A 20,507-nucleotide genomic window follows, 5' to 3' on the forward strand; every position below is an offset into this window, starting at 1 on the left:
CTATCGAACCGAGTAGCATACCCAGCTTGGTCAGGTCATGGTGTACCGCAAAGGGCGATCCGCGCATCGATCAGACCGTCAATTTGCGTCGGGGAGTACTCCAGTGCCGCCAGCACCTCGCGCGTGTGTTGTCCGAGGCTGGGCGCGGCCGCCTGTGCCTTGCCCGGCGTGCGCGAGAGCTTGACGGGAACGCCCAGACCGCGCTGCCCGCCTTCGAGCGCGACGACCATCTCGCGATGCCGCGTATGCGGGTGTTCGAGCACCTGCGGCAGTTGATTCACTGACCCTGCGGGTACGCCGGCCTTGAGCAGCGATTCACAAAGCGCCGCGGCATCATGCTGCGCCAGCAGTCCTTCGATTGAGGCCCGCAGCGTCTCCCGGTTGCGGTTGCGTTGCGCGTTGCCGACGTAGCGTGGGTCGGTCGCAAGCTCCGGCACGCCGACGAATTCACAGAACTTGCGAAACTGCCCGTCGTTGCCGATGCCCAGAAAAATATCGCCGCTCCGGGTGCTGAATTTGTCGTAGGGAACAACATTGGGATGTCCGCTGCCGACCAAGGCCGGCACCTGACCGTTGACGAACCAGTTTGCCGCGTGCGGATGCAGCAGGCCGACGGCGGTATCGAACAGGGTCGTGTCAACGAACTGGCCAACACCCGAACGCTGCCGTTCCGCCAGCGCCAGCAGGATACCGATCACGGCGTTGAGCCCGGTCGCCATATCGACGATGGGGATGCCGATGCGAGTCGGCCCGCTGGCCGGGTCGCCGTTGATGCTCATCAGGCCACCGATCGCCTGGGCAACGGCGTCGTATCCCGGTGCACCACCCAGCGGTCCATCCGCGCCAAAGCCTGACACGCGGCAGTAGATCAGGCGGGGAAAGCGGTCTCGCAGCATTGCCTCGTAACCCAGCCCCCATTTCTCCATCGTACCGGTCTTGAAGTTCTCCACCAGTACGTCGGCCTCGGCGAGCAGGCGCAGCACCACCTCGCGGCCTTGCGGCTTCGACAGGTCCAGCGCGATGTCGCGCTTGTTGCGGTTGACGCCGATGAAATACGAGGCGGTGCCGTCGACGAACGGCGGCCCCCAGGTCCGGGTTTCGTCGCCGCCGGGAGGCTCGACCTTGATCACGTCGGCGCCGTGATCAGACAGGATCTGGGTGCAATACGGACCGCCCAGCACCCGCGACAGGTCAAGTACCTTCAGGCCGCTCAGGGAGCCTCCACGGACCGGGAAGGGGGGCCAGCCCATCAGTAGGAGCGCGGAAGGCCCAAGACCTTCTCTCCGATGTAGTTAAGTACCATCTCGCGATTGAGTGGCGCGGTGCGCAGCAGGCGCACCATCGGGTAGAGATCGAACATGCCGTATTCCTTGGTGAAGCCGTTGCCGCCGAAGCACTGAATCGACGCGTCAACGGCGTGGATGCCCGCTTCGGCCGCAGCGTACTTGGCCATGTTGGCGTATTCGCCTGCCGGCAGGCGTCGGTCAAAGCTCCAGGCAGCCTTGTGTGTCATCAGGCCCGCCATTTCGACTTCGGCGTGGGCAATCGCCAGCGGATGCTGCAAACCCTGGTAGGCGCCGATCGGCACCTTGTTGAACACCTTGCGTTCATTGGCGTATTCGACCGCCTTGCGCAACGCATACCGCCCGATGCCGACACACAGCGCGCTCAAGATAATCCGCTCGGGGTTGAGTGTGTCGAACAGGATCGTGAAACCTTTGTCTACCGTGCCCAGCACGTCGGCCTCGTCGAACTCGACGTCGTCGAAGAACAGCATCCACTGCGACTCCGGCATCGGGATGCTGACCGGGATCACGGTCTTGCCGACGCCCTGCTTCTTCATGTCGAGGATGAACAGCGTAAAGCCGTCGGTCTTGCGCTCGACCTCGTCGTGCGCCCGCGTACGGGCCACCACCAGCGCGTAGTCGGAGGTGTCGGCGTCGGTGATGAAGGTCTTCTGCCCATTGAGCCGGAAACCCTTGCCGTCGCGCCGCGCCAACGTGGTGATCTCCATGGTGTTGGAGCCGGCATTGGGCTCGGTGATGGCGAAGCAGAACTTGATCTCGCCGCGGCAGGCCGCCGGCAGGTACTTCTGCTTCTGTTCCTCGCTGCCGTGCATCGCGATCAGGGCCAGGGACATCGTCGAGCTGACGACCAGGCTCAGCAGCGGGATGCCGTTGTTGGACAGCCCCTCCATGAACAGGGCCATCTCCAGCATACCCTGGCCGCCGCCGCCGTAGGCCTCCGGCACCATCAGACCGAGAAAGCCGTCTGCGGCGATCCGCTCGAACAGTTCCTTGGGCGATTCGTGCTTTTCCGCATAGCTCATCCAGTAGCGGCGGTCGAATTCCTGTGCCACACGGTCGCCGTATTCCAGAATCATGCGCTGCTCGCTGCTCAACTCGAAATCCATGGTGCTGTTACCTCGATTCTCGATTCAAGGAAGCCCGGGGTCCGCGGCGTTGTCTTGGGTGCCCGGGCAGTGGGGGAGAGATCCGGCGGGTCACCCGCGCTGGTTGAAGCGGCGCCCGACCAAAGCAGAGGTGATATTGGTTTTCTGGATGTCGATGGCGCCCCCGGCGATGCCCCAGCCCCAGCCGTCGCGCAGGCGCTGTTCCATCGGGTACTGCCGGGAATAGCCATAGGCGCCCATGACCTGCAGGCCGTGGCCGCAGACCTCGCGCACCATCTGGTTGGCGAAGCACTTGGCGAGGCTGGACTCCAGCATCGACGGCAGGCCATGCTCGGCATTCTGCGCCGCTCGGTAGATCAGCAGGCGCGCCGCCTCGACGTTCATCGCCATCTCGGCGAGCTTGAGCTGCACCGCCTGGAAATCCACCAGTGGCTTGCCGAACTGCCGGCGCTCCTGCACGTAGGCCAGTGCGTCCTCGAGCGCGCCGGCGGCCAGACCCAGGCACATGGTCGAGTTACCGCAGCGCTCAAGATCGAAGGCCTCCATCAGCTTCTTGAAGCCCCCGGCCGGCACGATGATGTGGTCCGTCGGCACGCGCACATCGTCCAGAATGATGTCGGCGCTGGGGATGCCGCGAAAACCCATCAGGGTCTCGCGCGCACCGAAGCTCACGCCGGTCTGCGTTTTCTCGACATAGACCGCGCCGATGCCGGCCGCTCCGGGTGCCTCGGACATGCGCGCGTAGACCACGTAGCCGCCGGAATGGCCGCCGCCGGAGGACCAGCGCTTCAGGCCGTTGACCACCACGCCCTCGCCGTCCGCGCGGGCCGTGGTCCGCAGGTCGGTGAGGGCCGAGCCCGCGTCCGGCTCGCTCATCGCCACCGCCACTACCAGTTCGCCGCGGCAGACGCGCGGAATCACGTGCTGGCGCAGGCTCTCCGGCGCGAAGTGCTCGATCGCCCGCACCGGTCCGACGCTGCTCTCGAACACCGGGAACGCCACTGCCGACGAGACCTTGGCGAACTCCTCGATGACGATCAGCGCTTCGAGATTGCCCAACCCCAGCCCGCCGTACTGCGTGGCGACGTTGATGCCCAGGAAGCCCATTTCCGCGTAGCGCTTGAGCCAGGCGTCGGGCACCGGCTCGTGCTCCGCCTCCAGTTCGCGCGCCAGCTCCCTGAGTTCGCCGCGCGCGAACTTGCGCGCGGCGTCCTGCAGCGCGCGCTGCTCGTCGGTCAGTCGGAAGTCCATGGAGCCTACTGCGCCGAGGGAAACTTCGGCACACGCTTTTCACGCACGGCCTTGACGCCTTCAGGTGCGTCGTCGCCGAGGAAGCACAGCATCTCCATGGCCAGCGAGCTCTCGAAGATCGGCCGCGCCATGTTCATCCAGCCGTTGAGCGAGCGCTTGGTCAGGCGGATGGCCGGCTGACTGCCGGCGGCCAGCTTGTCGGCGACGGACAGCGCCTTTTCCATCAACTGTGCCCGCGGCACGCACTGGCTGACCAACCCGATGCGCTCGGCTTCCTTGCCGTCGATGAACTCCGCAGTGAGCAGGTAGTACTTGGCCTTGGCCATGCCGCAGAGCAGCGGCCAGACGATGGCGGCATGGTCGCCCGCGCCGACGCCGAGCTTGACGTGCCCGTCGGTGATCTTGGCTTCTTCGGCCATGATGCTGATGTCGGCGAGCATCGCCACCGCCAGACCCGCACCGACCGCCACGCCGTTGATGGCGGAGATGACGACCTTTTCGCAATTCATGATGCTGTAAACCACGTCCGCGGCCTCCTGCATCACCACCGCGATTTCCTTGGGGTTGCCCACCATGTTGCTGATCCACTCCAGATCGCCGCCGGCAGAAAATGCGCGATCACCGGCTCCGGTGATGACCGCAACCCTGGTCTTGGGATCGTCGTTGACGACCTGCCAGATCTTGGTCAGCTCCCAGTGCAGTCGGGCATTGGTGGCATTCATCACCTCCGGCCGAGCGATGGTAATGACCAGCACGCCGTTGGCGCGGTGCTCGAACTTCAAGAACTCGAAATCGCTGTAGTTCACGCTGTTCCTCCAGAGAAATTGTGGGGGTCAAACGATGCGGTAGACCATCGTACCCGTGGCTACCAGACGGGCCGCCGCGGTGTCTTCGAAGACTTCCACGTCGCAAAAAATCAGTTCCTTACCTCGCCGCCGCACGTTGCCGATCGCTCGGATGGGCTCGCCCAGGGCAGCGCCGATGTAGTTGACGGTCAAGGTCACGGTGGAGGCCTTCATACCACGCGCGGGATCATGCCCGCACCAAGCCGACAGCGCGCCGGTAAGGTCGATCAGACTCGAAATGACGCCGCCGTGCAGCGCGTTGCCGCCCCCGCACAGCTCGGCGCGGTGGGGCAGCCGCACGACGGCACGGTCTCCCGCAGCCTCGAGCACCTCGATGCCGAGCAGCTTCTGGAAACCGATCTGCGGAAACATCTTGATCAGGGCAGCAAGCTGTGCTCCGGGGTCGGTTTGGGACATGCTAGGCACTCCTCTTCTTGACGAATGAATGACGGCCATTGCGCTCGGGCGCGCTCAGGCCGCGTGCAGCACGGCACGCCCGTTGCCGAGCACCACGGTGTTGTCGCGTGCCGCCACACGCGTGCGGAACGACCAAACGGCACCGTCCTGCCAGATGTCGGTGGTCAGCACATCGCCGGGATATACCGGCGCGGTGAAGCGCGCGTGGATCGCCGCCAGGCGCTCGGGCACGTAGCCGGCGGCCTTGAGCAGCGCGTGCCCGGCCACGCCCAGCGTGCACAGCCCGTGAAGTATCGGCCGCTCGAACTTTGCCGCCTGCGCTACCTTCGGCTCGGCGTGCAGCGGGTTGTAGTCGCCGGACAGGCGATACAGCAGCGCCTGCTGCGGCAGCGTCGGCAGCTCGATCGAGCGGTCGGGGGCGCGATCCGGCAGCGCATGCACCGGCGGCACCGGGCCCGTCGGACCGCCGAAACCGCCGTTGCCGCGGCAGAACGTGGTGCTGGGCAGGGAGGCGAGCAGCTCGCCGGTGGCGGCGTCGGTGAGCCTGCGCTCGGTATACACCAGCATGCCCTTGCCGGCACCCTTGTCGATGATCGAGGTGATGCGTGTGCGCCCGATCACCTCGCCTTCGGGCGGCGGCAGCTTGTGGATGACGATGCCCTGCTCGCCGTGGACCAGACGCACCCAGTCGATACCGGTGCCGGGCTCCTTCATCCAGAAGCCGGGATAACCGAGTACCACCGGGTAGGTCGGCAGCACCTGCAGCCCGTCCTCGTAGACGAAGCCGAGCTGACCGGCGTCCAGCGGATCCGCGCCCAGGCCCACGCCCAGGGCGTAGAGCATCGTGTCGCGCACCGTGTAGCGCTGGCGGACCTCCGGGATCGGCCAGTTCAGCAGCCGCTGGTAGTCGAATTCCATGGCCGGCTGCTCAGACCGGATCCCAGGAGAACACTTCGCCGGAGGTTTCGAGCGGGTAGAAATTGGACTTGAGCGCCGGCAGCGCGTGCTCGGCGATGGTCTGCGGCGTCCAGCCCTCGCCGCGGTGGATGCCGCGCAGCGGCCGTGGCTGGCTCATCAGGAAGATCTCGTTGGCGCGCACCGCGAAGATCTGCCCGCTGACCTCGTGCGCGGCGTCGCTGGCCAGGAACACCGCCATCGGCGCGATCTTTCCGGCCTCCATTTTCTTGAGCTTCTCCACGCGCGCCTGCTGCTGCGGGGTCTCGGTGGGAATCGAGCCGATCATGCGGCTCCAGGCGAACGGCGAGATGCAGTTGGAGCGCACGTTGTAGCGCTTCATGTCCATCGCGATCTGTTTGGACAGCGAGGCGATGCCGAGCTTGGCCGCACCGTAGTTGGCCTGGCCGTAGTTGCCGATCAGACCCGAGGTCGAGGTCATGTGCACGTAGGCGCCCGAGCTCTGCGTCTTGAAATGCGGCGCAGCGGCGCGCGATACGTAGAAGCTGCCGTTGAGGTGCACGTCAATCACGGCGCGCCACTCGTCGACGCTCATGTTGAAGAAGAAGCGGTCACGCAGGATGCCGGCGTTGTTGACCACGGCATCGATGCGCCCGAAGCTGTCCATCGCGCACTGCACGATGCGACCCGCCGCCACCCAGTCCGACACGCTGTCGTAGCTGGCGACCGCGCGGCCGCCGCGGCTCTCGATCTCGCGCACCACTTCTGCAGCGGGCGTTTCACCGGATTCGCCGCCGTCCACCGACACGCCGAGGTCGTTGACGACCACGGCCGCGCCCTCGGCCGCCATCAGCAGGGCCATGTCGCGGCCGATGCCGCGGCCGGCGCCGGTGACAATCGCCACCTTGCCTTCCATCATTTTCTCAGTGCTCATCAAAATGCTCTCCTTGGAGGCTCACAGGGTGGCGGCGGTGCCCAGCACCGCCGTGATCTGGCTCGACAGCACGCCGCCGTTGCCGTGGGCCACGGCCAGCTCGGCGCCACGAATCTGGCGCTCGCCGCACTCACCGCGCAGCTGGCGTACCGCTTCGACGACGGTGAAGATGCCGTACATGCCCGGGTGGCAGCAGGACAGGCCGCCGCCGTTGGTGTTGACCGGCAGGCGCCCGCCCGGCGCGATAGCGCCGCCGCGGACGAAAGCTCCGCCCTCGCCCTTGGCGCAGAAGCCGAGGTCTTCGAGAAACAGAATGGTATTGATGGTGAACGCGTCGTAGAGCTCGACCACGTCGACGTCCGCCGGCTTGACGCCGGCCATGGCGAACGCGCGCGGGCCGGACTCGGCGGCGGCGGTGGTGCTCAGATCGGGCAGGCAGGCGATCTGGCGGTGCCAGGTCGCTGCGGCGCAGCCCAGCACGTGGACCGGCGCCTTCGGAAAGTCGCGTGCGCGCTCGGCCCGCACCAGGATCACGGCACCGCCGCCGTCGGTGACCAGACAGCAGTCGAGCACCGACAGCGGGTCGGACACCATGCGCGCCGCCAGCACTTCGTCGATCGTCAGCGCCTCGCGCCGCAGCGCCTCGGGGTTGAGCTGCGCCCAGCGCCGCGCCGCGACCGCGACTTCCGCCAGGTCCTCGCGCCGGGTGCCGTATTCGTGCATGTGTCGCGCCGCGGCCAGCGCGTAGCTGGAGACCGGATAGCGCGGCTGGTACGGCGCCTCGTACGGCTGCTCCTCGCTCATCGACTTGAGCTTGCCCAGGCCGCTGCCCTGGTTGCTGCCGTAGCAGATCAGCGCCACGTCGCACAGCCCGGCGTCCAGCGCCAGCGCCGCGTTGAGCAGATGGCCGACGAAGGACGAGCCGCCGACCATCGTGGAGTCGACGAACTTCGGTCGCAGGCCCAGGTACTCCGGAACCGAGAGCCCGGCGAGAAAGTGGTAGGACGAACCGGTGAACACGCCGTCCACGTCGCCCAGACGCAGTCCTGCGTCGGCCAGCGCACGGTGCACGGCCTCGCCCAGAATCTCGAGCGCAGTGCGACCCGGCGTCATTGGCACGCCGCCCAGCCCCACGCCGACGATGGCCGCCGAACCGCGCAGCTTATGCGTCATGGCTACCTCCAGCTGCTGCCTCGGGGCGGAAAACGAGCACCGCGTGGCCGTCGCTTCGGAGAATCCCGGCGCACACGCGCATGCCGATGCGCACCGCGTCCGGCGCGATGCCCTCGACGCGGCTCATCAGCTGCGGGCCTTCGTCGAGCGCGATGATCGAGACGTTGTAATCGCCGCCCTGCTTGGCCCGGCGCCGCACCGTGGTAGTCGAATAGACCGTGGCGCCGCCGCTGGGCGCGACCCAGGACAGCGCAGCGGCGCCGCAATGCGGGCACAGCACGCGCGGCATGAATACGTGCCGGCCGCAGGCGTCGCAGCGCTGGATCTCGAAGCGGCCCTGCGCCAGGCGCTCGGCGAACAGGGCATCAGGGCCGGGTCCGGTGAAAAGGACGTCGTTCATGGGGCGGGTTCGTTCAGGACTTCAGGCCGAGCAGCTGCGTGGCCAGGATATTGCGCTGGATTTCATTGGCACCGCCGTAGATCGTCGCCGGCCGCGAGTTGTAGTAGCTGGTCAGCCAGTCGAAGCTCTCGCCGTCGAGTTCGACGTCGCCGACCAGTCCGGCGGCGCTGCCGGCGGCTTCCAGCATCAGCTGGGCGATGCGCTGATAGTTCTCGGTGCCGATGATCTTGAGCATCGACACGTCCGGTCCCAGGGTTTCACCGCGGCGCACCTGGTCGGCGAAGCGCTCATAGAGCGCCATGTGATCGAGTAGATCGAGCTTGAGGCGGGCGTAGGCGTCCATGAACGCGGCGTCCGCCGTCAGACCGCGGTGCACGATCAGCTCTTCCAGCCGCGCGATCGCGTACTGGCTCTGCTTGGGGCTGCCCAGGAAGATGCGCTCGAAACCCAGCAGCGCCTTGGCGATGGTCCAGCCGCGATTGAGCTCGCCGACGATGTTCTCGCGCGGCACGCGCACGTCGTGGAAGAAGCATTCGCAGAATTCCTCGTGCCCTGCGAGATTGCGGATCGGCCGGCGCTCGATACCCGGCGTGCTCATGTCCGCCAGCAGGAAGCTGATGCCCTCCTGCTTCTTGGCGCTCTTGTCGGTGCGCACCAGCAGGAAGATGTGGGTGGCATCCTGCGCCAGCGTGGTCCAGGTCTTCTGGCCGTTGACCACGAAATGCTCGCCGTCGAGCACGGCCTCGGTGCGCAGGCTCGCCAGGTCGGAGCCGGCGTTGGGCTCCGAATAGCCCTGACACCAGATGTGCTCGCCGGACAGGATTTTCGGCAGGTAATACGCCTTCTGAGCTTCGCTGCCGTGCTGGATCAGCAAGGGACCGACCATGGTGATACCCATGTCGGGCGCGCGCGCCACGCCGCGGCGCTCGCCCTCCTCGGTAAAGATCATCAGCTTGGCCGGCGACAGCCCCATGCCGCCGTACTCCACGGGCCAGGCCGGTGCCAGCCAGCCCTTCTTCGACAGCATCAGGTACCAGTCTCTGATCTGCGCCCAGCGCAGACGGGTCTTCGGATAGCGCAGATGTTCCGGGTACTGCTCGCGGAAGAATTGGCGCACCAGCAGACGAAAGTCCTCGTCGCTCAGTGCGTTCCAGTCTGTGGTGGCATTCATGTCTGTCGTGGCATTCATGATTCGGTGACGGATTGCAGAGGATTCAACGCCAGCCAGCGTTGACGGTGCAGGCGCGCGCCGCCCAGCCACGGCGCCAGTGCCAGGCTGCGATTCACGTACAGGCCGAGATCGTATTCGTCGGTCACGCCGATGCCGCCGTGCATCTGGATGGCCTCGCGCGCCGTGTGCATCGCGGCGTCGGCCGCGCGCGCCTTGGCGCGGCTGGCCAGGCTGGTGCGCCGTGCGGCGGGCGCCCCCGCGTCGAGCGCAGCGACCGCCTCCCTGACCGCGGCCTCGGTCAGCTCCTCCTGAAGCAGCAGGTCAACCTGCCGGTGCTGCAGCGCCTGGAAGCTGCCGATCGGTTTGCCGAACTGGACCCGCGTGCGCAGATACTCCAGCGTCATCGACCGCATGCGGCGGATCAGTGCGAGCAACTCCACTGCGTTCATCACCAGCGTCTGGTCGAGCACGGCCGCCAGCCGGTCGGCGCCGAGCGGCATGGCCTCGTTCGCGCAAAGCCCATGGGCGCGCACGCGCGCCAGCGCCGTACCGTCGGCCTGCGGCTCCATCGACAGGTCCAGCCCCGCTGCCGACAGCGGCGCTTCGAACAGGACCGGACCGTTCTCGGTGCGCGCCACCAGCAGCCAGGTACTCGCACCGCTGCCCGGGCGCACGAATCGCGCTTCGCCCTCGACGATCCAGCCGTCCGCCGCGCGCCGTGCGCGGAAAGCCGGATACGCCGGGTCGAAACCGCCCTGCGTGTCCTGCCAGGCGCAAGCCGGCATCACGCTGCCATCGGCGATGCCGCTGAGCAGGGCATCACGCTGCGCGCCAGGAGCGGCTGCGTTCAGCAGTCCCGCCCCCAGAACGGCCACGGGCACAAAGGGCTCGGGCGCGAGCTGGGCCGACAATCCCTCCACAATCACGGCCGCCTCGGCGAAACCCAGACCGAAACCGCCCATCGACTCGGGAATCAACAGTCCGGTCCAGCCCTGTCCGGCCATCTCCGCCAGCATCGCCGCTTCAAACTCCGGATTCTCGCGCCGCAGCCGGCGCGCGCGCGCCAGTGGCAGACGCTTCGTCGCGAAGGCCTGGACACTGTCGGCCAGTAGGCGCAACTGGGCATCGCTGTCTGTATCGATCTCGACATTCGCCATCATGCTCGTCACTCGTCAGTCAGTAACTTTTCGGCAAGCCCAGCACCTTCTCGGCGATGTGGCTCAGGATCAGCTGCGGGCTGACCGGTGCGATTTTGAGGATCATCATTTCTCGCAGGTAGCGCTCGACGTGGTACTCGCGGGCATAGCCCATGCCGCCATGGGTGGCGACCGCGCGCGTGCAGGCGCGAAAGCCGGCCTCCGCAGCATGGAACTTGGCGGCGTTGGCGTCCGGCCCGCAGGGTTGACCGCGGTCGTACTTCCAGGCCGCGCGGCGCGCCAGCAGCTCGGCGGCTTCCAGCTCGACCCAGCTTTCCGCCAGCGGGTGCTGGATCGCCTGGTTCTGGCCGATGGGGCGGTCGAACACGACCCGCTCACGGGCGTAGTCCGCGGCGCGCTGCAGGGCTGCCCGTCCCAGGCCCACCGCCTCCGAGGCAATCAGGATGCGCTCCGGATTGAGCCCGTGCAGGATGTACTCGAAGCCGCGCCCCTCCTCGCCGATGCGGTCTTCCTCGGCCACCGGCAGCCCGTCGATGGCCAGCTCGTTGGAGTCGACGCACTTGCGGCCCATCTTGTCGATCTCACGCACATCGACATGGCGGCGATCCAGCGGTGCATAAAAAAGCGTCATGCCGAGCGTCGGCTTGCTGCACTGCTCGATCGGCGTGGTGCGGGTGAGGATCAGGATGCGGTCGGCGACCTGGGCGGTGGATATCCAGATCTTGCGGCCGTACAGCCGATAACCACCCTTGACCCGCTCAGCGCGGGTCTTCAGGTGCGTGGTGTCGAGCCCCGCGTCCGGCTCGGTGACGCCAAAGCAGGCCTTTTGCTCGCCGCGCACCAGCGGCGGCAGGAAGCGCGCCTTCTGCTCCTCGCTGCCGAACATCACCACCGGCTGCAGGCCGAAGATGTTCATGTGGATGGCCGAGGCGCCCGACAGCCCGGCGCCGGACTCGGCAATGGTCTGCATCAGGATCGAGGCTTCGGTGATCCCCAGGCCGGAACCACCGTAAACCTGAGGAATGCACACGCCCAGCCAGCCGGCATCGGCCATCGCCCGATGAAAATCCAGGGGGAAACCACCGTGGCGATCCTTGTCAAGCCAGTAGCGGGCATCGAAACGGGCACAGAGCGCACGCACCGCGTCCTGGATGTTCCGATGCTGGTCGTCTGGCTGAAAGTCCATGCGGTGCTCCAGGGGGTCGGGTGCCTGCCGGCCGCCGATCTTCGATTCGTGTCTAACAAACGTTCGAGAGTCTACCCGACCGGCGGTGACCGCCGCAATGCTTGCGGGCACCCACGGCCCGCAGCGATGAAAATGAAGGAGGCGCGAACTGGCCCGCGTGCGCGGGGCTTGCCTACCGGCCGGTTCTTGTGGTCCGACCGGCCGCGCGCCGCCGAGCCGGCGAGGCACCGGTGGACGAGGAGCGCTCGGCCCCGTCCGGCACTTCCGTCCAGCGGATCAGGGAAATGTGTCCGTTGTCGTCCTCCGCCAGCGCCGTGCAGCTCTCCACCCAGTCCCCGCAGTTGTGGTACTGAATCCCGTGAAGCTCGCGGATCTCGGCATGATGGATATGCCCGCAGATGATGCCGTCGAAACCCCGCTGCCGGCAGGCGCGGGCAACCGCATGCTCGAACTCGGAAACAAAGTTCACGGCGCGCTTGGCTTGGTGCTTCGCATAGGCCGAAAGCGACCAATAGGGCATGCCGTAGCGCGCCCGGGCGAGGTTGATCCATTTGTTCGCCCGCATCAGGAACTGGTAGGCGGAATCGCCCGCAATGGCCAGCCGCCGGTAGTGGCGCGTGATCATGTCGAACTCGTCGCCGTGGAGCACCAGCAGGCGCCGCCCGTCGGCAGTGTGATGAATCCCTTCGGTCGCGATGCTGATGTTGCCGAACCGCATGGCGTGATCAAGGTATCGACGGAGAAACTCGTCGTGGTTGCCAGCAATGTAGTACACCGCCGTGCCCTGTTCCGATTTCGACAGAATCCGGCGCACGACATTGGCGTGCGACTGCGGCCAGTACCAATCGGAACGCAGCCTCCAGCCATCGATGATGTCGCCGACCAGATACAGCCGCTCGCAGTCGTGGTGGACGAGAAACTCGTTCAGCCGGTCGGCCTGGCAGGCCGCGCGACCCAGATGAACGTCCGAAATCCAGATGCTGCGGTAGTACATGGTCACCTTTGCTTCTGTTTGGCATTGTCGCAGCATCAGAGTGAAGCAAGAGGCAAACCAACTGACGGAAGCAGGTGGAGGAACGCCACGGGTAGTCAGACCTGATCGCCCCCCCCGACCAGACCGATGGCGATCACATTATCCGTTATCCGCCACCGCCACCGGCCAATGCGTGCTCACGGGCCTCGTCCTCTGCACGCGTCCACAGCTCGCGGGCAATGGGCGTATGCATTTCTTCCATGATATGCCCTACCAGTCCGACCGCTCGGGCAAACACACCGATGCCGCGGCAGGCGCGCCAGGGGATGCGCAGTTCGGAGCAGCAAGCACCGATCGCGCCGGTGGCGTTGATCGGCAGCACCTTGCCATAGACCTCTGCGGCCTCTGCGGCGACAGACTGCATCAGCGCAATGTACGGGCCATCGAAGCCATTCTCCGCTGCCAGAGCGAACAGCCGTGGCGTCCGCGGGTCGATCGGCTTGTGCAGGGGGTGCCCGATCCCGGGGATGAGAGCCCCTCGCCTATGCCAGTCGGCGACGATGCGCGCGGCCAGCGCCCGCAGATCGCCCGGCGGCCGATGCGGATCCGGAATCGCCTCCTGCAGCAGGCGCGCCGAATCCTCGGTGGTGCCGACGAACACCGAACCCAGACCGCTCAGCCCTGCGGCCACGGCGGCCTGAATCGATTCCGGCGCGCCGGTGAACGTCAGGCGTGCGGACAGGGCGCTGGGCGTGAGCCCGTGCTCGACGAGCGTCACCGCCAGGGCATTGAACAGGACTGATTCCCCGGAGGTCGGCATCCGCCCCATCATCTCGAGAAAAGCCATGTCGCCGAGGTTGATCCGGCCCAGCAGCTCGCCAGGCAGATCGTGACCGCGCACGACGATGCGGTCGGGTGTCGAATAACCCATTTCGGTAACGATGGCCCTGCGCTTGCGACTCATGCTGGTTTTTCTCCGGGACGGGGTGGTAGAACTCAACGCTCGAACTGCGGTTTGCGTTTCTCGCGGAACGCGTTCACGCCTTCCCGGGCATCGGGCGTGAGGAACAGGAAGGGGAAGGCATCCCGGGCGGTGCGCAGATCGTCTCCACCCAGGCCCCGGTTAAAGAAAGACTTGGCCATGCGCACCGCCAGCGCCGGCTTGGCTGCGAGCTTTTCGGCCAGCGCCAACGCCTCGGCCAGCAGGCGCTCGTGCGGCACCGCGCGCAGGGCGATGCCCAGGCGCACCGCTTCCTCGGCGCCGAGCGGCTCGCCGAGCATCGACATTTCCTTGGCCTTGGTCCGCCCCACGATCTCTGCAAGGCGGACGATCGCGAACCCTGGCAGCAGACCCAGCTGGATTTCCGGAACACCGAACCTTGCCCGCTCGGACGCCAGGATGAAATCACAAGCAATCGCCAGTTCGAAGCCTCCACCCAGGGCAAGCCCATTGACCGCTGCGACCAAAGGCTTGCTGCAGCGTTCCGGCAAGGCGAGAAAGTCAATAATCCCGTCGATGAACTGCTTGGCAGCAGCCGGCTCAAACTCCAGAGCCGAGATGTCGGCACCGGCGCAAAAGGCTTTGTCGCCACTGCCTGTGATGACGCCGGCGCGGATCTGCGCATCGGCCTCAATGCGAGCCAGGCACTCGCTCAGACCCTGTCGGATGCCGCCGGAAAGCGCGTTGAGCTTGCCGGGTTCATCCAGGGTGACGAGTGCGACGGAACCGCGCTTTTCAAACTCGACGCTTCCGAATCTCATGGGACATTCTCCACTGGGCGGGCTGGTGCGCCCTGCGCCGCTGGGCCGCCCGGCGCCGCAGCGGCGTCCTGCTGCGCTGGCGGGCCTTCCGGCGGTGCGGCTGCCTCCGCAGGTGCGACGGCACGGCGCAAAAAAGGTATCAGCTGCCCGGCCACGCCCTGCGGGTCGTCCGCATAGGGAAAATGCCCGCTGTCCGGCAGCAGCTGAATCTCCGCATCGGGGAACAGTTCGCGCTGCGTGAATGCGTAGCGAAAGGGCAGGAACAGATCCCGCTTGCCCCAGATCACCATGACGGGACAGCACAGTGCACGAAGCCCGGGCGCGAGCTCGTTGGCGAGCCTGGAAATGTCGGTGGCCCGATACAGCTTGAGCACCGCGCTGCGCGTGCCGTTGTCGTATTCGCGATACATACGTTCGACAAACGCATCAGGAAGGGGGCGGCGCGGACTGGACAGCCGCATCAGGGCGCGAAAAGCCCGGCGGGTGGTCAACTTCTGGAACAATTCCCCAACTGCCGGCAAACGCCAGATGCGTGCGGCGAAGTGCCAGCGATAGCCTGGAATATAGCCGGTGTTGATCAGGCTCAGGCTGCCGACGGATTGCGGGTGTGCCGCCGCCCAGGCCAGCCCCCAGGGGCCGCCGAAATCGTGCAGCACCAGATGGGCGCGGCGAATACCCAGCGTCTCCAGAAACGCCCCGAGATGGGCTGCGTAGCCGCGCACGGTGTAGTCGAAATGCTCAGGCTTCTCGGCCTGCCCGAAGCCCGGCATGTCCGGCGCCACGGCGCGCGCGAAAGCTCCGGCGCGGCCGAGCAGCTCGGCCCAGTCCTGTCCGGAGCCGGGGTTGCCGTGGACGAACACGACGGCTTCCTCGGCGCGGCTGTCGCCGGCCTGCAGATACGGTGTGCGCACGCCCTCGACGACCTCTGTGCTGCTGTACGGGATGGCGGTCAGCATGACCGAGTCTCCTCTGGTGAAGGCGCGATCCGGCTTCCGGCGCCGACCTCGGCAAGCACCGGCGCTGCCGTTCGCCGTCTGCGCGCGATCGTCGCGCTCCTGTACCTAACTACCGTTAGACAGTATCATAGCAACTGACATTCGGATCAACCGGATCTTTTCCCCCTTGCATGATGCGCCGACCCTCGTCCCGTGCCTCGCTGTCCAACAGGCGGCCTGCCGCAATCCTTGCGCGACTCGCCTGCTCCACAGCGATTCGCGTTTGCCGCCTGCCGTAGTCACCCGGCCTTAGGCGTCCCTTCGCGCCCGCTCGCCGCGGCGCGCCGGACTGCTACCACACCATGAATACTTTCGCCACAGGGACCGTCTTGGAGTCCGACTACCGGGCCGGCGTCGTGCTGGCCGGCGTCGGCGCGGTACTGCTGTCGGGCAAGGTCGTGCTGGTCAAGCTGCTCTATCAGTACGGCATCGACGCGATCGACGTGCTCGCGCTGAGGATGCTCACGGCGCTTCCTCTGTTCGGCGCCGTGGTGCTGTGGACCTGGAGGACGCCGCCGCGTCCGACCAGGGCTGATCTGCTGCGCATCGGGGGTCTTGGCTTTCTGGGCTACTACGTCGCCAGCATGCTGGATCTGATCGGCCTGCAATACGTCAGCGCCGGCCTCGAACGGATGATCCTGTTCCTGACGCCGAGCTTCGTGCTGCTAATCGGTATCGTTTTCCAGGGACGGCGTGTCTGCGGCCGGCAATGGCTGTCTCTTGCGATGGCCTACGGCGGCATCGCGCTGGTCGTTCTCCACGATCTGCACCTCTTCGGCGGCAGCCGGACCATTGCGCTGGGCTCGGCGCTGATCGCACTGAGCGCCGTGCTGTATGCCACCTATCTGGTGCTGAGCGAGGACCTGATGCTACGGCTGGGCGCGATGCGGTTTGTCGCGCAGACCATGTGCGTGTCCAGCCTGCTGGGTCTGTTGCAGTACCCGATCCTCCGCCCCGTCGCGTTCCTCGCCGAGCTGCCCGCCGCGGTCTGGTGGCTGGCGCTGGCCAACGGCCTGATCTGCACGGCTCTGCCGGTCTTCCTGACGATGATCGCCGTGCGTCGGATCGGTGCGGGCGCGGCGGCGCAGGCCGGCATGATCGGACCGGCGAGCACGCTCATGCTGGCGGCCGCCGTGCTGGGCGAGGCGATCACGCCGATCCAGGTGCTCGGCACAGCCCTGGTGACAGGCGGCGTGCTGACGCTGGGCTCCATCCGGAGGCTACCGCCGATCGAACCCCGCCCGTAGCGCTCATCTGAACTCGGCCGGGCGGTAGCCGACCCGGCGCACTTCTTGCTGCCTGGCGCATGCCTTGTCGCAGGAGCCCTCACAAAGACTTTCGCCCCTTCCTCTCCACCCACAAACCTCAACCCAAGGAACTACTGCAGTGCATTCTTCCCCTTCCCGCCCCCGAACCACCATATCCCCGAAGTGCTTCCTCGGTGCCCTGGTCCTGAGTTGCTGCTCGGCCCTGGCGGCCTGCGGCTCGGACTCCTCGTCCGCCGAAAGCGAACCGGCATCTTCCGAGACGCCGATGTCGCGCGCCGATCTCGGATGCACCGGCGCCAGTGGGCCACTGGACAGCCTGCAGGCCTCGCTCGCAGACCGCCTGTACACCGGGCTGGCCGCTGTGCCGGGCGGCACGGCGGATCCCGCAGCGCTAACGGCGCTGGTGACTGATGTCCTGGACCTTGTGGACGCGCTGGCCGCGGGCGCCGGCTCGCTGGCCGCCGTGCGCAACGGCGGCGACCCGAGCCTGGCGGCTCCCGTCTACCATCAGCTCTTGTGCGTCACTGCCGGGCTCGGCGAGCTGGTGCTGTCAGCGAGTCTCGCCGCGACCACGCCGCTCACCGAGCTGCCCGTCCTGCACGAACTGCTCGACACTCTGGTCACTGTCCAGAACTCCCTATTGCTGGGCGTGCGCAACCTGCCGAATGTGGCCAACCCTGAACAGCTCGCCACCGACCTCGGTTATGCCACGCAGACGCTGGCCGGCGTCGTGGCTGGACTGGCGACCTCGGCTTCCATACTGCCGGGAGGCGCTGCGAGCGCCGTGCTGATGCCGGTCTCGGTGCTGCTGCTCGATATCACGGCGGCGTTCAATGCCTTGGGCAATGGGGACACGCAGGCATTCGCGCAGTTGTTGCTCGACTCCGTCCCCCATCTCGTCGAGGGCCTCGCGCAAAGTCTGGGTCCGATCGGCATCGTCCTGACCGGCGTGATCGGACTGCTGAGCCCAGTACTCGACGCACTCGCCGGATTGGTCGGCGGGCTGCTGGGCATCTTGCTTTGATCTGTCGATCTGGCTCCGGGGCTCGCCCGGCCCTTCGGAAGCGGCGCAGCGCGCCGCTTTCCGGAGCGGCCGCGGCACAAGTCCACCGCGCGGGGACGCGCAAGGCAGCGGCCGGATGCTTCCCGGGCCATCCTTGCGCGCCGGCTCAAGCCGCCTGGGGCGTCCGCGACAGCTCGAAGTCTTCCAGACGCGGCCGCGCCAGCAAGGCGTTGAACTCGCGCGGCCGGCGCGGCCAGACCTCCGGAAGCCCGTCCTTGCCGATGTACCAGTTCTGGCAACCGGTAACCCATACCGTGCCCGCCATGTTGCGCCGCAGGCCCTCGCAGAAGGCGTCGGTGGCGGCCCGGGTCGGAGCCAGGGTGTCGAATTCACCGCGCCGGTACAGCGCGATGCACTGCGTGACGTAGTCGACCAAGGCTTCGGTATAGAGGATCACGGAGCCATTGGCCAGCGGACTGTGCGGTCCGCCGAGCAGAAAGAAGTTCGGAAATCCGGGAATCGCCAGACTGCAGTACGCGTGAGGCCCACGCGCCTCCCAGGCCGCGCTGAGCGTTTGCCCCTGCGCGTTGGTCAGCTCCATTGGGCGCACGTATTCGTGCGTCTTGAAGCCAGTCGCCAGGATCAGCACATCCAGCGGATGGGTCCGGCCGTCCTGGGTCACGACTCCCTCCGGCACGATGCGCTCGATTCCGTCGGTCACCAGTTCCACGGTGGAGCGCTGCATCGCCTCGTAATACTCCCAGGACATGATGATGCGCTTGCACATCGGCTGGTAGTCCGGCGTCAGCCGCCGTCGCAGCTCCGGGTCGCGCACGCGCCGCAGGTTCCAGTGGCAGGCGGCCTCGACCAGGCGCCGCTGGATGCCGGGCCGGATCATCGCGCGCGAGAACAGCGCGTCGAAAAGTTCGTCGTACACCCGGTAGGCGAAGCGTGCCAGTCCGGGGAACTCGGTGACCAGCTCGCGCTCGACCAGCGGATACTCGCGGTCCGGTAGCGGGAACACCCACTGGGCGGTGCGCTGGAACACCTTGAGCTGGCAAGGCAGCCGCGAGACTGAGCAGGTGATCTGCGCGCCGGTGGACCCAGTGCCGATCATACCGATGCGCTTGCCGTGGAGATCGACGCTGTCGTCCCAGCGCGCGGAATGGAAGCGGGCGCCGGCAAAGCTATCGAGCCCAGGGATCTCCGGTTCGCGCGGGTGATGCAGGAAGCCGCAGGCGGCGATCAAAAACTCCGCGCTGTCCTCGCGTCCGCTGCGCAGGCGCAACTGCCAGCGACGGCCATCGAAGTGGGCGTCGACGCCCTCTTCGCCGAAGATGATGTGACGACGCAGGTCGTACTTGTCGGCGACACGTCTCAGGTAGTTCTGGATTTCGGGGCCGCGCGCAAAGCGGTGCTGCCAGTCGGGATTGGGTTCGAAGCTGTAAGTGTAGTAGTGCGCCGGCACATCGCAGGCAAGGCCCGGGTAGCGATTCTCCCGCCAGGTGCCACCCACTTCCGTGGCCTTTTCGTAGATGGTGAAGTTCTCGATGCCTGCCCGGCGCAGACGGATACCGGTCAGCAGACCGGACATGCCGGCGCCCAGGATGATGATTCTCGGCGTGCGAAGTGCGGAGCCGCAGTGCTCGCCTGGCGCGAACGAAGGGGCTGGGACAGGGGCGTTCATATGGCAACTCCTGATGGGGTGGGCGCAGATACCGTAGCATGTATGGGCCGTGCCAACGCCGCAGCCAGAAACCCGCCCAGTTCGGCAATCGATCGATCGGCCTCTGCGAGCACACCGGCCTGGAGCTGGAAATCATGCCACAAGCCTTCCCAGACCCGCCGGCGAACCGGGACGCCGGCTGCGCGAAGACGGGATTCGAGACGGGCGGCGTCGCTGAAAAGAACCTCCTCGCTACCCACATGAATCAAGGTCTCCGACAGGCCGCCAAGCTCGGCGAACAGCGCCGAAACGCGCGGATCGGCTAAACTGGAGCCGGCATAGTGCCGCGCGGCATACGCCAGCCAGGCGTGGCCGAGCAGAGGATCGCGCGCCGCATGGGTCACCATGCTCAAACCCGAGAGCGTCAGATCCACCCACGGCGAAATCAGGGCCAGTGCGCGCGGCGCCGCGAGCCCCTGATCGCGAGCCCTCACCGCCATGGCCAGGGCCAGACCGCCGCCGGCGGAATCCCCGGCCAGCGCCACCGCCTCGTGCGAGCGCGTCAGCGCTCCCCAGGCCTCCAGCACATCGTCCAGCGCCGCCGGCGCCGGGTGCTCGGGGGCGAGGCGGTAGTCGACGACGAAGCATTCGCAGCCTGCGGCCCGCGCCAGATGCGACACCAAGCCCGCATGCGTGGCCGGCGAGCCGAGCACGTAACCGCCGCCGTGCAGATACATCAGGGCGCGGCCCGGCGGCGCCGACTCCGGAATCAGGCGGCGCGTCAGCACGCCGCCCAAGTAGTGCTCGACATCGCGCACGCCCGCGGCGCGTGGAAACGCGCGGGCGGCCAGGCCAATGTAGCTGCGCTGAACCAGCAGCGGCACCTGCGGCGAAAACACCGGCCGCAGGCCCAGGCGCGTAACCAAACGCAATCCGCTGCGCATCAGCATGATGTTCTCGATCCGATCATCGTGTCAGG

Annotated in this window: 20 protein-coding genes; 2 read left to right on the plus strand and 18 right to left on the minus strand. The window is 66.7% G+C overall.

Going from position 1 to position 20,507, the window contains the following annotated elements:
* Nucleotides 1-35: 35 nt before the first annotated feature.
* The 16 genes from RM530_RS02130 to RM530_RS02205 form a co-directional block, all read right to left on the minus strand.
* Complete coding sequence (locus RM530_RS02130) at nt 36-1,250, minus strand: CaiB/BaiF CoA transferase family protein (protein WP_311363554.1); 1,215 nt, start codon at nt 1,248-1,250, stop codon at nt 36-38.
* Nucleotides 1,250-2,413, minus strand: coding sequence for an acyl-CoA dehydrogenase family protein (locus RM530_RS02135; protein ID WP_311363555.1), 1,164 nt, complete (start codon nt 2,411-2,413; stop codon nt 1,250-1,252). Before RM530_RS02135 ends, RM530_RS02130 begins: the two co-directional genes overlap by 1 nt.
* A 90-nt stretch (nt 2,414-2,503) precedes the next feature.
* Nucleotides 2,504-3,664, minus strand: a complete 1,161-nt coding sequence (locus tag RM530_RS02140) for an acyl-CoA dehydrogenase family protein (RefSeq protein WP_311363556.1) — start codon at nt 3,662-3,664, stop codon at nt 2,504-2,506.
* A 5-nt stretch (nt 3,665-3,669) separates the two neighbouring features.
* A complete protein-coding gene (locus RM530_RS02145; protein WP_311363557.1) occupies nt 3,670-4,470 on the minus strand; it encodes an enoyl-CoA hydratase/isomerase family protein in 801 nt (266 codons plus the stop codon).
* A 27-nt stretch (nt 4,471-4,497) separates the two neighbouring features.
* Entirely contained in the window at nt 4,498-4,926 is a 429-nt protein-coding gene (locus RM530_RS02150) for a PaaI family thioesterase (RefSeq protein ID WP_311363558.1), read from the minus strand.
* A 54-nt stretch (nt 4,927-4,980) separates the two neighbouring features.
* The gene (locus tag RM530_RS02155; RefSeq protein WP_311363559.1) at nt 4,981-5,844 is read right to left on the minus strand and encodes a MaoC/PaaZ C-terminal domain-containing protein; all 864 of its coding nucleotides are present in this window, start codon (nt 5,842-5,844) and stop codon (nt 4,981-4,983) included.
* A gap of 10 nt (nt 5,845-5,854) precedes the next feature.
* Nucleotides 5,855-6,760, minus strand: coding sequence for an SDR family NAD(P)-dependent oxidoreductase (locus RM530_RS02160; RefSeq protein ID WP_349256156.1), 906 nt, complete (start codon nt 6,758-6,760; stop codon nt 5,855-5,857).
* 36 nt (nt 6,761-6,796) lie between these two features.
* On the minus strand, nt 6,797-7,948 hold the full coding sequence (locus RM530_RS02165) for a thiolase family protein (protein WP_311363561.1): 1,152 nt from the start codon (nt 7,946-7,948) through the stop codon (nt 6,797-6,799).
* A complete protein-coding gene (locus RM530_RS02170) occupies nt 7,938-8,348 on the minus strand; it encodes a Zn-ribbon domain-containing OB-fold protein (protein ID WP_311363562.1) in 411 nt (136 codons plus the stop codon). The genes RM530_RS02165 and RM530_RS02170 overlap by 11 nt, the downstream gene beginning before the upstream one ends.
* A 13-nt stretch (nt 8,349-8,361) precedes the next feature.
* The gene (locus tag RM530_RS02175; protein ID WP_311363563.1) at nt 8,362-9,519 is read right to left on the minus strand and encodes an acyl-CoA dehydrogenase family protein; all 1,158 of its coding nucleotides are present in this window, start codon (nt 9,517-9,519) and stop codon (nt 8,362-8,364) included.
* Between the two features lie 14 nt (nt 9,520-9,533).
* Complete coding sequence (locus tag RM530_RS02180) at nt 9,534-10,679, minus strand: acyl-CoA dehydrogenase family protein (protein ID WP_311363564.1); 1,146 nt, start codon at nt 10,677-10,679, stop codon at nt 9,534-9,536.
* 16 nt (nt 10,680-10,695) lie between these two features.
* On the minus strand, nt 10,696-11,862 hold the full coding sequence (locus RM530_RS02185; RefSeq protein ID WP_311363565.1) for an acyl-CoA dehydrogenase family protein: 1,167 nt from the start codon (nt 11,860-11,862) through the stop codon (nt 10,696-10,698).
* A gap of 172 nt (nt 11,863-12,034) precedes the next feature.
* Nucleotides 12,035-12,856 carry a UDP-2,3-diacylglucosamine diphosphatase gene (locus RM530_RS02190; protein ID WP_311363653.1) on the minus strand — a complete coding sequence of 274 codons (822 nt, stop codon included), beginning with the start codon at nt 12,854-12,856 and terminating at the stop codon, nt 12,035-12,037.
* Between the two features lie 145 nt (nt 12,857-13,001).
* Nucleotides 13,002-13,799, minus strand: a complete 798-nt coding sequence (locus RM530_RS02195) for a citryl-CoA lyase (RefSeq protein ID WP_311363566.1) — start codon at nt 13,797-13,799, stop codon at nt 13,002-13,004.
* A gap of 32 nt (nt 13,800-13,831) precedes the next feature.
* Nucleotides 13,832-14,596: an enoyl-CoA hydratase/isomerase family protein gene (locus RM530_RS02200; RefSeq protein ID WP_311363567.1), complete on the minus strand. Its 765-nt coding sequence runs from the start codon at nt 14,594-14,596 to the stop codon at nt 13,832-13,834.
* Nucleotides 14,593-15,552, minus strand: a complete 960-nt coding sequence (locus tag RM530_RS02205) for an alpha/beta fold hydrolase (RefSeq protein ID WP_311363568.1) — start codon at nt 15,550-15,552, stop codon at nt 14,593-14,595. The genes RM530_RS02200 and RM530_RS02205 overlap by 4 nt, the downstream gene beginning before the upstream one ends.
* Nucleotides 15,553-15,893: 341 nt before the next feature.
* On the opposite strand from RM530_RS02205, the gene RM530_RS02210 reads away from it, so the two are divergent.
* Together RM530_RS02210 and RM530_RS02215 are read left to right on the plus strand one after the other, a co-directional pair.
* Nucleotides 15,894-16,838 (plus strand): DMT family transporter, encoded by a 945-nt coding sequence (locus RM530_RS02210; protein ID WP_311363569.1) that lies wholly within the window; start codon nt 15,894-15,896, stop codon nt 16,836-16,838.
* A gap of 139 nt (nt 16,839-16,977) precedes the next feature.
* Entirely contained in the window at nt 16,978-17,883 is a 906-nt protein-coding gene (locus RM530_RS02215) for a hypothetical protein (protein WP_311363570.1), read from the plus strand.
* A 145-nt stretch (nt 17,884-18,028) separates the two neighbouring features.
* Here RM530_RS02215 and RM530_RS02220 read toward each other — a convergent pair whose 3' ends face one another.
* Nucleotides 18,029-19,549, minus strand: coding sequence for a flavin-containing monooxygenase (locus tag RM530_RS02220; protein WP_311363571.1), 1,521 nt, complete (start codon nt 19,547-19,549; stop codon nt 18,029-18,031).
* A complete protein-coding gene (locus RM530_RS02225; RefSeq protein WP_311363572.1) occupies nt 19,546-20,478 on the minus strand; it encodes an alpha/beta hydrolase in 933 nt (310 codons plus the stop codon). Before RM530_RS02225 ends, RM530_RS02220 begins: the two co-directional genes overlap by 4 nt.
* Nucleotides 20,479-20,507: the final 29 nt, after the last annotated feature.

The organism is Banduia mediterranea (assembly GCF_031846245.1).
Taxonomy (GTDB): Bacteria; Pseudomonadota; Gammaproteobacteria; order Nevskiales; family Nevskiaceae; genus Banduia; species Banduia mediterranea.

What these genes read in the sequence shown, in the direction of transcription:
- RM530_RS02130 (WP_311363554.1), bottom strand. Translation starts at nt 1,250, where the DNA reads ATGGGCTGGCCCCCCTTCCCGGTCCGTGGAGGCTCCCTGAGCGGCCTG.
- RM530_RS02135 (WP_311363555.1), bottom strand. Translation starts at nt 2,413, where the DNA reads ATGGATTTCGAGTTGAGCAGCGAGCAGCGCATGATTCTGGAATACGGC.
- RM530_RS02140 (WP_311363556.1), bottom strand. Translation starts at nt 3,664, where the DNA reads ATGGACTTCCGACTGACCGACGAGCAGCGCGCGCTGCAGGACGCCGCG.
- RM530_RS02150 (WP_311363558.1), bottom strand. Translation starts at nt 4,926, where the DNA reads ATGTCCCAAACCGACCCCGGAGCACAGCTTGCTGCCCTGATCAAGATG.
- RM530_RS02155 (WP_311363559.1), bottom strand. Translation starts at nt 5,844, where the DNA reads ATGGAATTCGACTACCAGCGGCTGCTGAACTGGCCGATCCCGGAGGTC.
- RM530_RS02160 (WP_349256156.1), bottom strand. Translation starts at nt 6,760, where the DNA reads ATGATGGAAGGCAAGGTGGCGATTGTCACCGGCGCCGGCCGCGGCATC.
- RM530_RS02165 (WP_311363561.1), bottom strand. Translation starts at nt 7,948, where the DNA reads ATGACGCATAAGCTGCGCGGTTCGGCGGCCATCGTCGGCGTGGGGCTG.
- RM530_RS02170 (WP_311363562.1), bottom strand. Translation starts at nt 8,348, where the DNA reads ATGAACGACGTCCTTTTCACCGGACCCGGCCCTGATGCCCTGTTCGCC.
- RM530_RS02175 (WP_311363563.1), bottom strand. Translation starts at nt 9,519, where the DNA reads ATGAATGCCACCACAGACTGGAACGCACTGAGCGACGAGGACTTTCGT.
- RM530_RS02180 (WP_311363564.1), bottom strand. Translation starts at nt 10,679, where the DNA reads ATGATGGCGAATGTCGAGATCGATACAGACAGCGATGCCCAGTTGCGC.
- RM530_RS02185 (WP_311363565.1), bottom strand. Translation starts at nt 11,862, where the DNA reads ATGGACTTTCAGCCAGACGACCAGCATCGGAACATCCAGGACGCGGTG.
- RM530_RS02190 (WP_311363653.1), bottom strand. Translation starts at nt 12,856, where the DNA reads ATGTACTACCGCAGCATCTGGATTTCGGACGTTCATCTGGGTCGCGCG.
- RM530_RS02195 (WP_311363566.1), bottom strand. Translation starts at nt 13,799, where the DNA reads ATGAGTCGCAAGCGCAGGGCCATCGTTACCGAAATGGGTTATTCGACA.
- RM530_RS02200 (WP_311363567.1), bottom strand. Translation starts at nt 14,596, where the DNA reads ATGAGATTCGGAAGCGTCGAGTTTGAAAAGCGCGGTTCCGTCGCACTC.
- RM530_RS02205 (WP_311363568.1), bottom strand. Translation starts at nt 15,552, where the DNA reads ATGCTGACCGCCATCCCGTACAGCAGCACAGAGGTCGTCGAGGGCGTG.
- RM530_RS02210 (WP_311363569.1), top strand. Translation starts at nt 15,894, where the DNA reads ATGAATACTTTCGCCACAGGGACCGTCTTGGAGTCCGACTACCGGGCC.
- RM530_RS02220 (WP_311363571.1), bottom strand. Translation starts at nt 19,549, where the DNA reads ATGAACGCCCCTGTCCCAGCCCCTTCGTTCGCGCCAGGCGAGCACTGC.
- RM530_RS02225 (WP_311363572.1), bottom strand. Translation starts at nt 20,478, where the DNA reads ATGCTGATGCGCAGCGGATTGCGTTTGGTTACGCGCCTGGGCCTGCGG.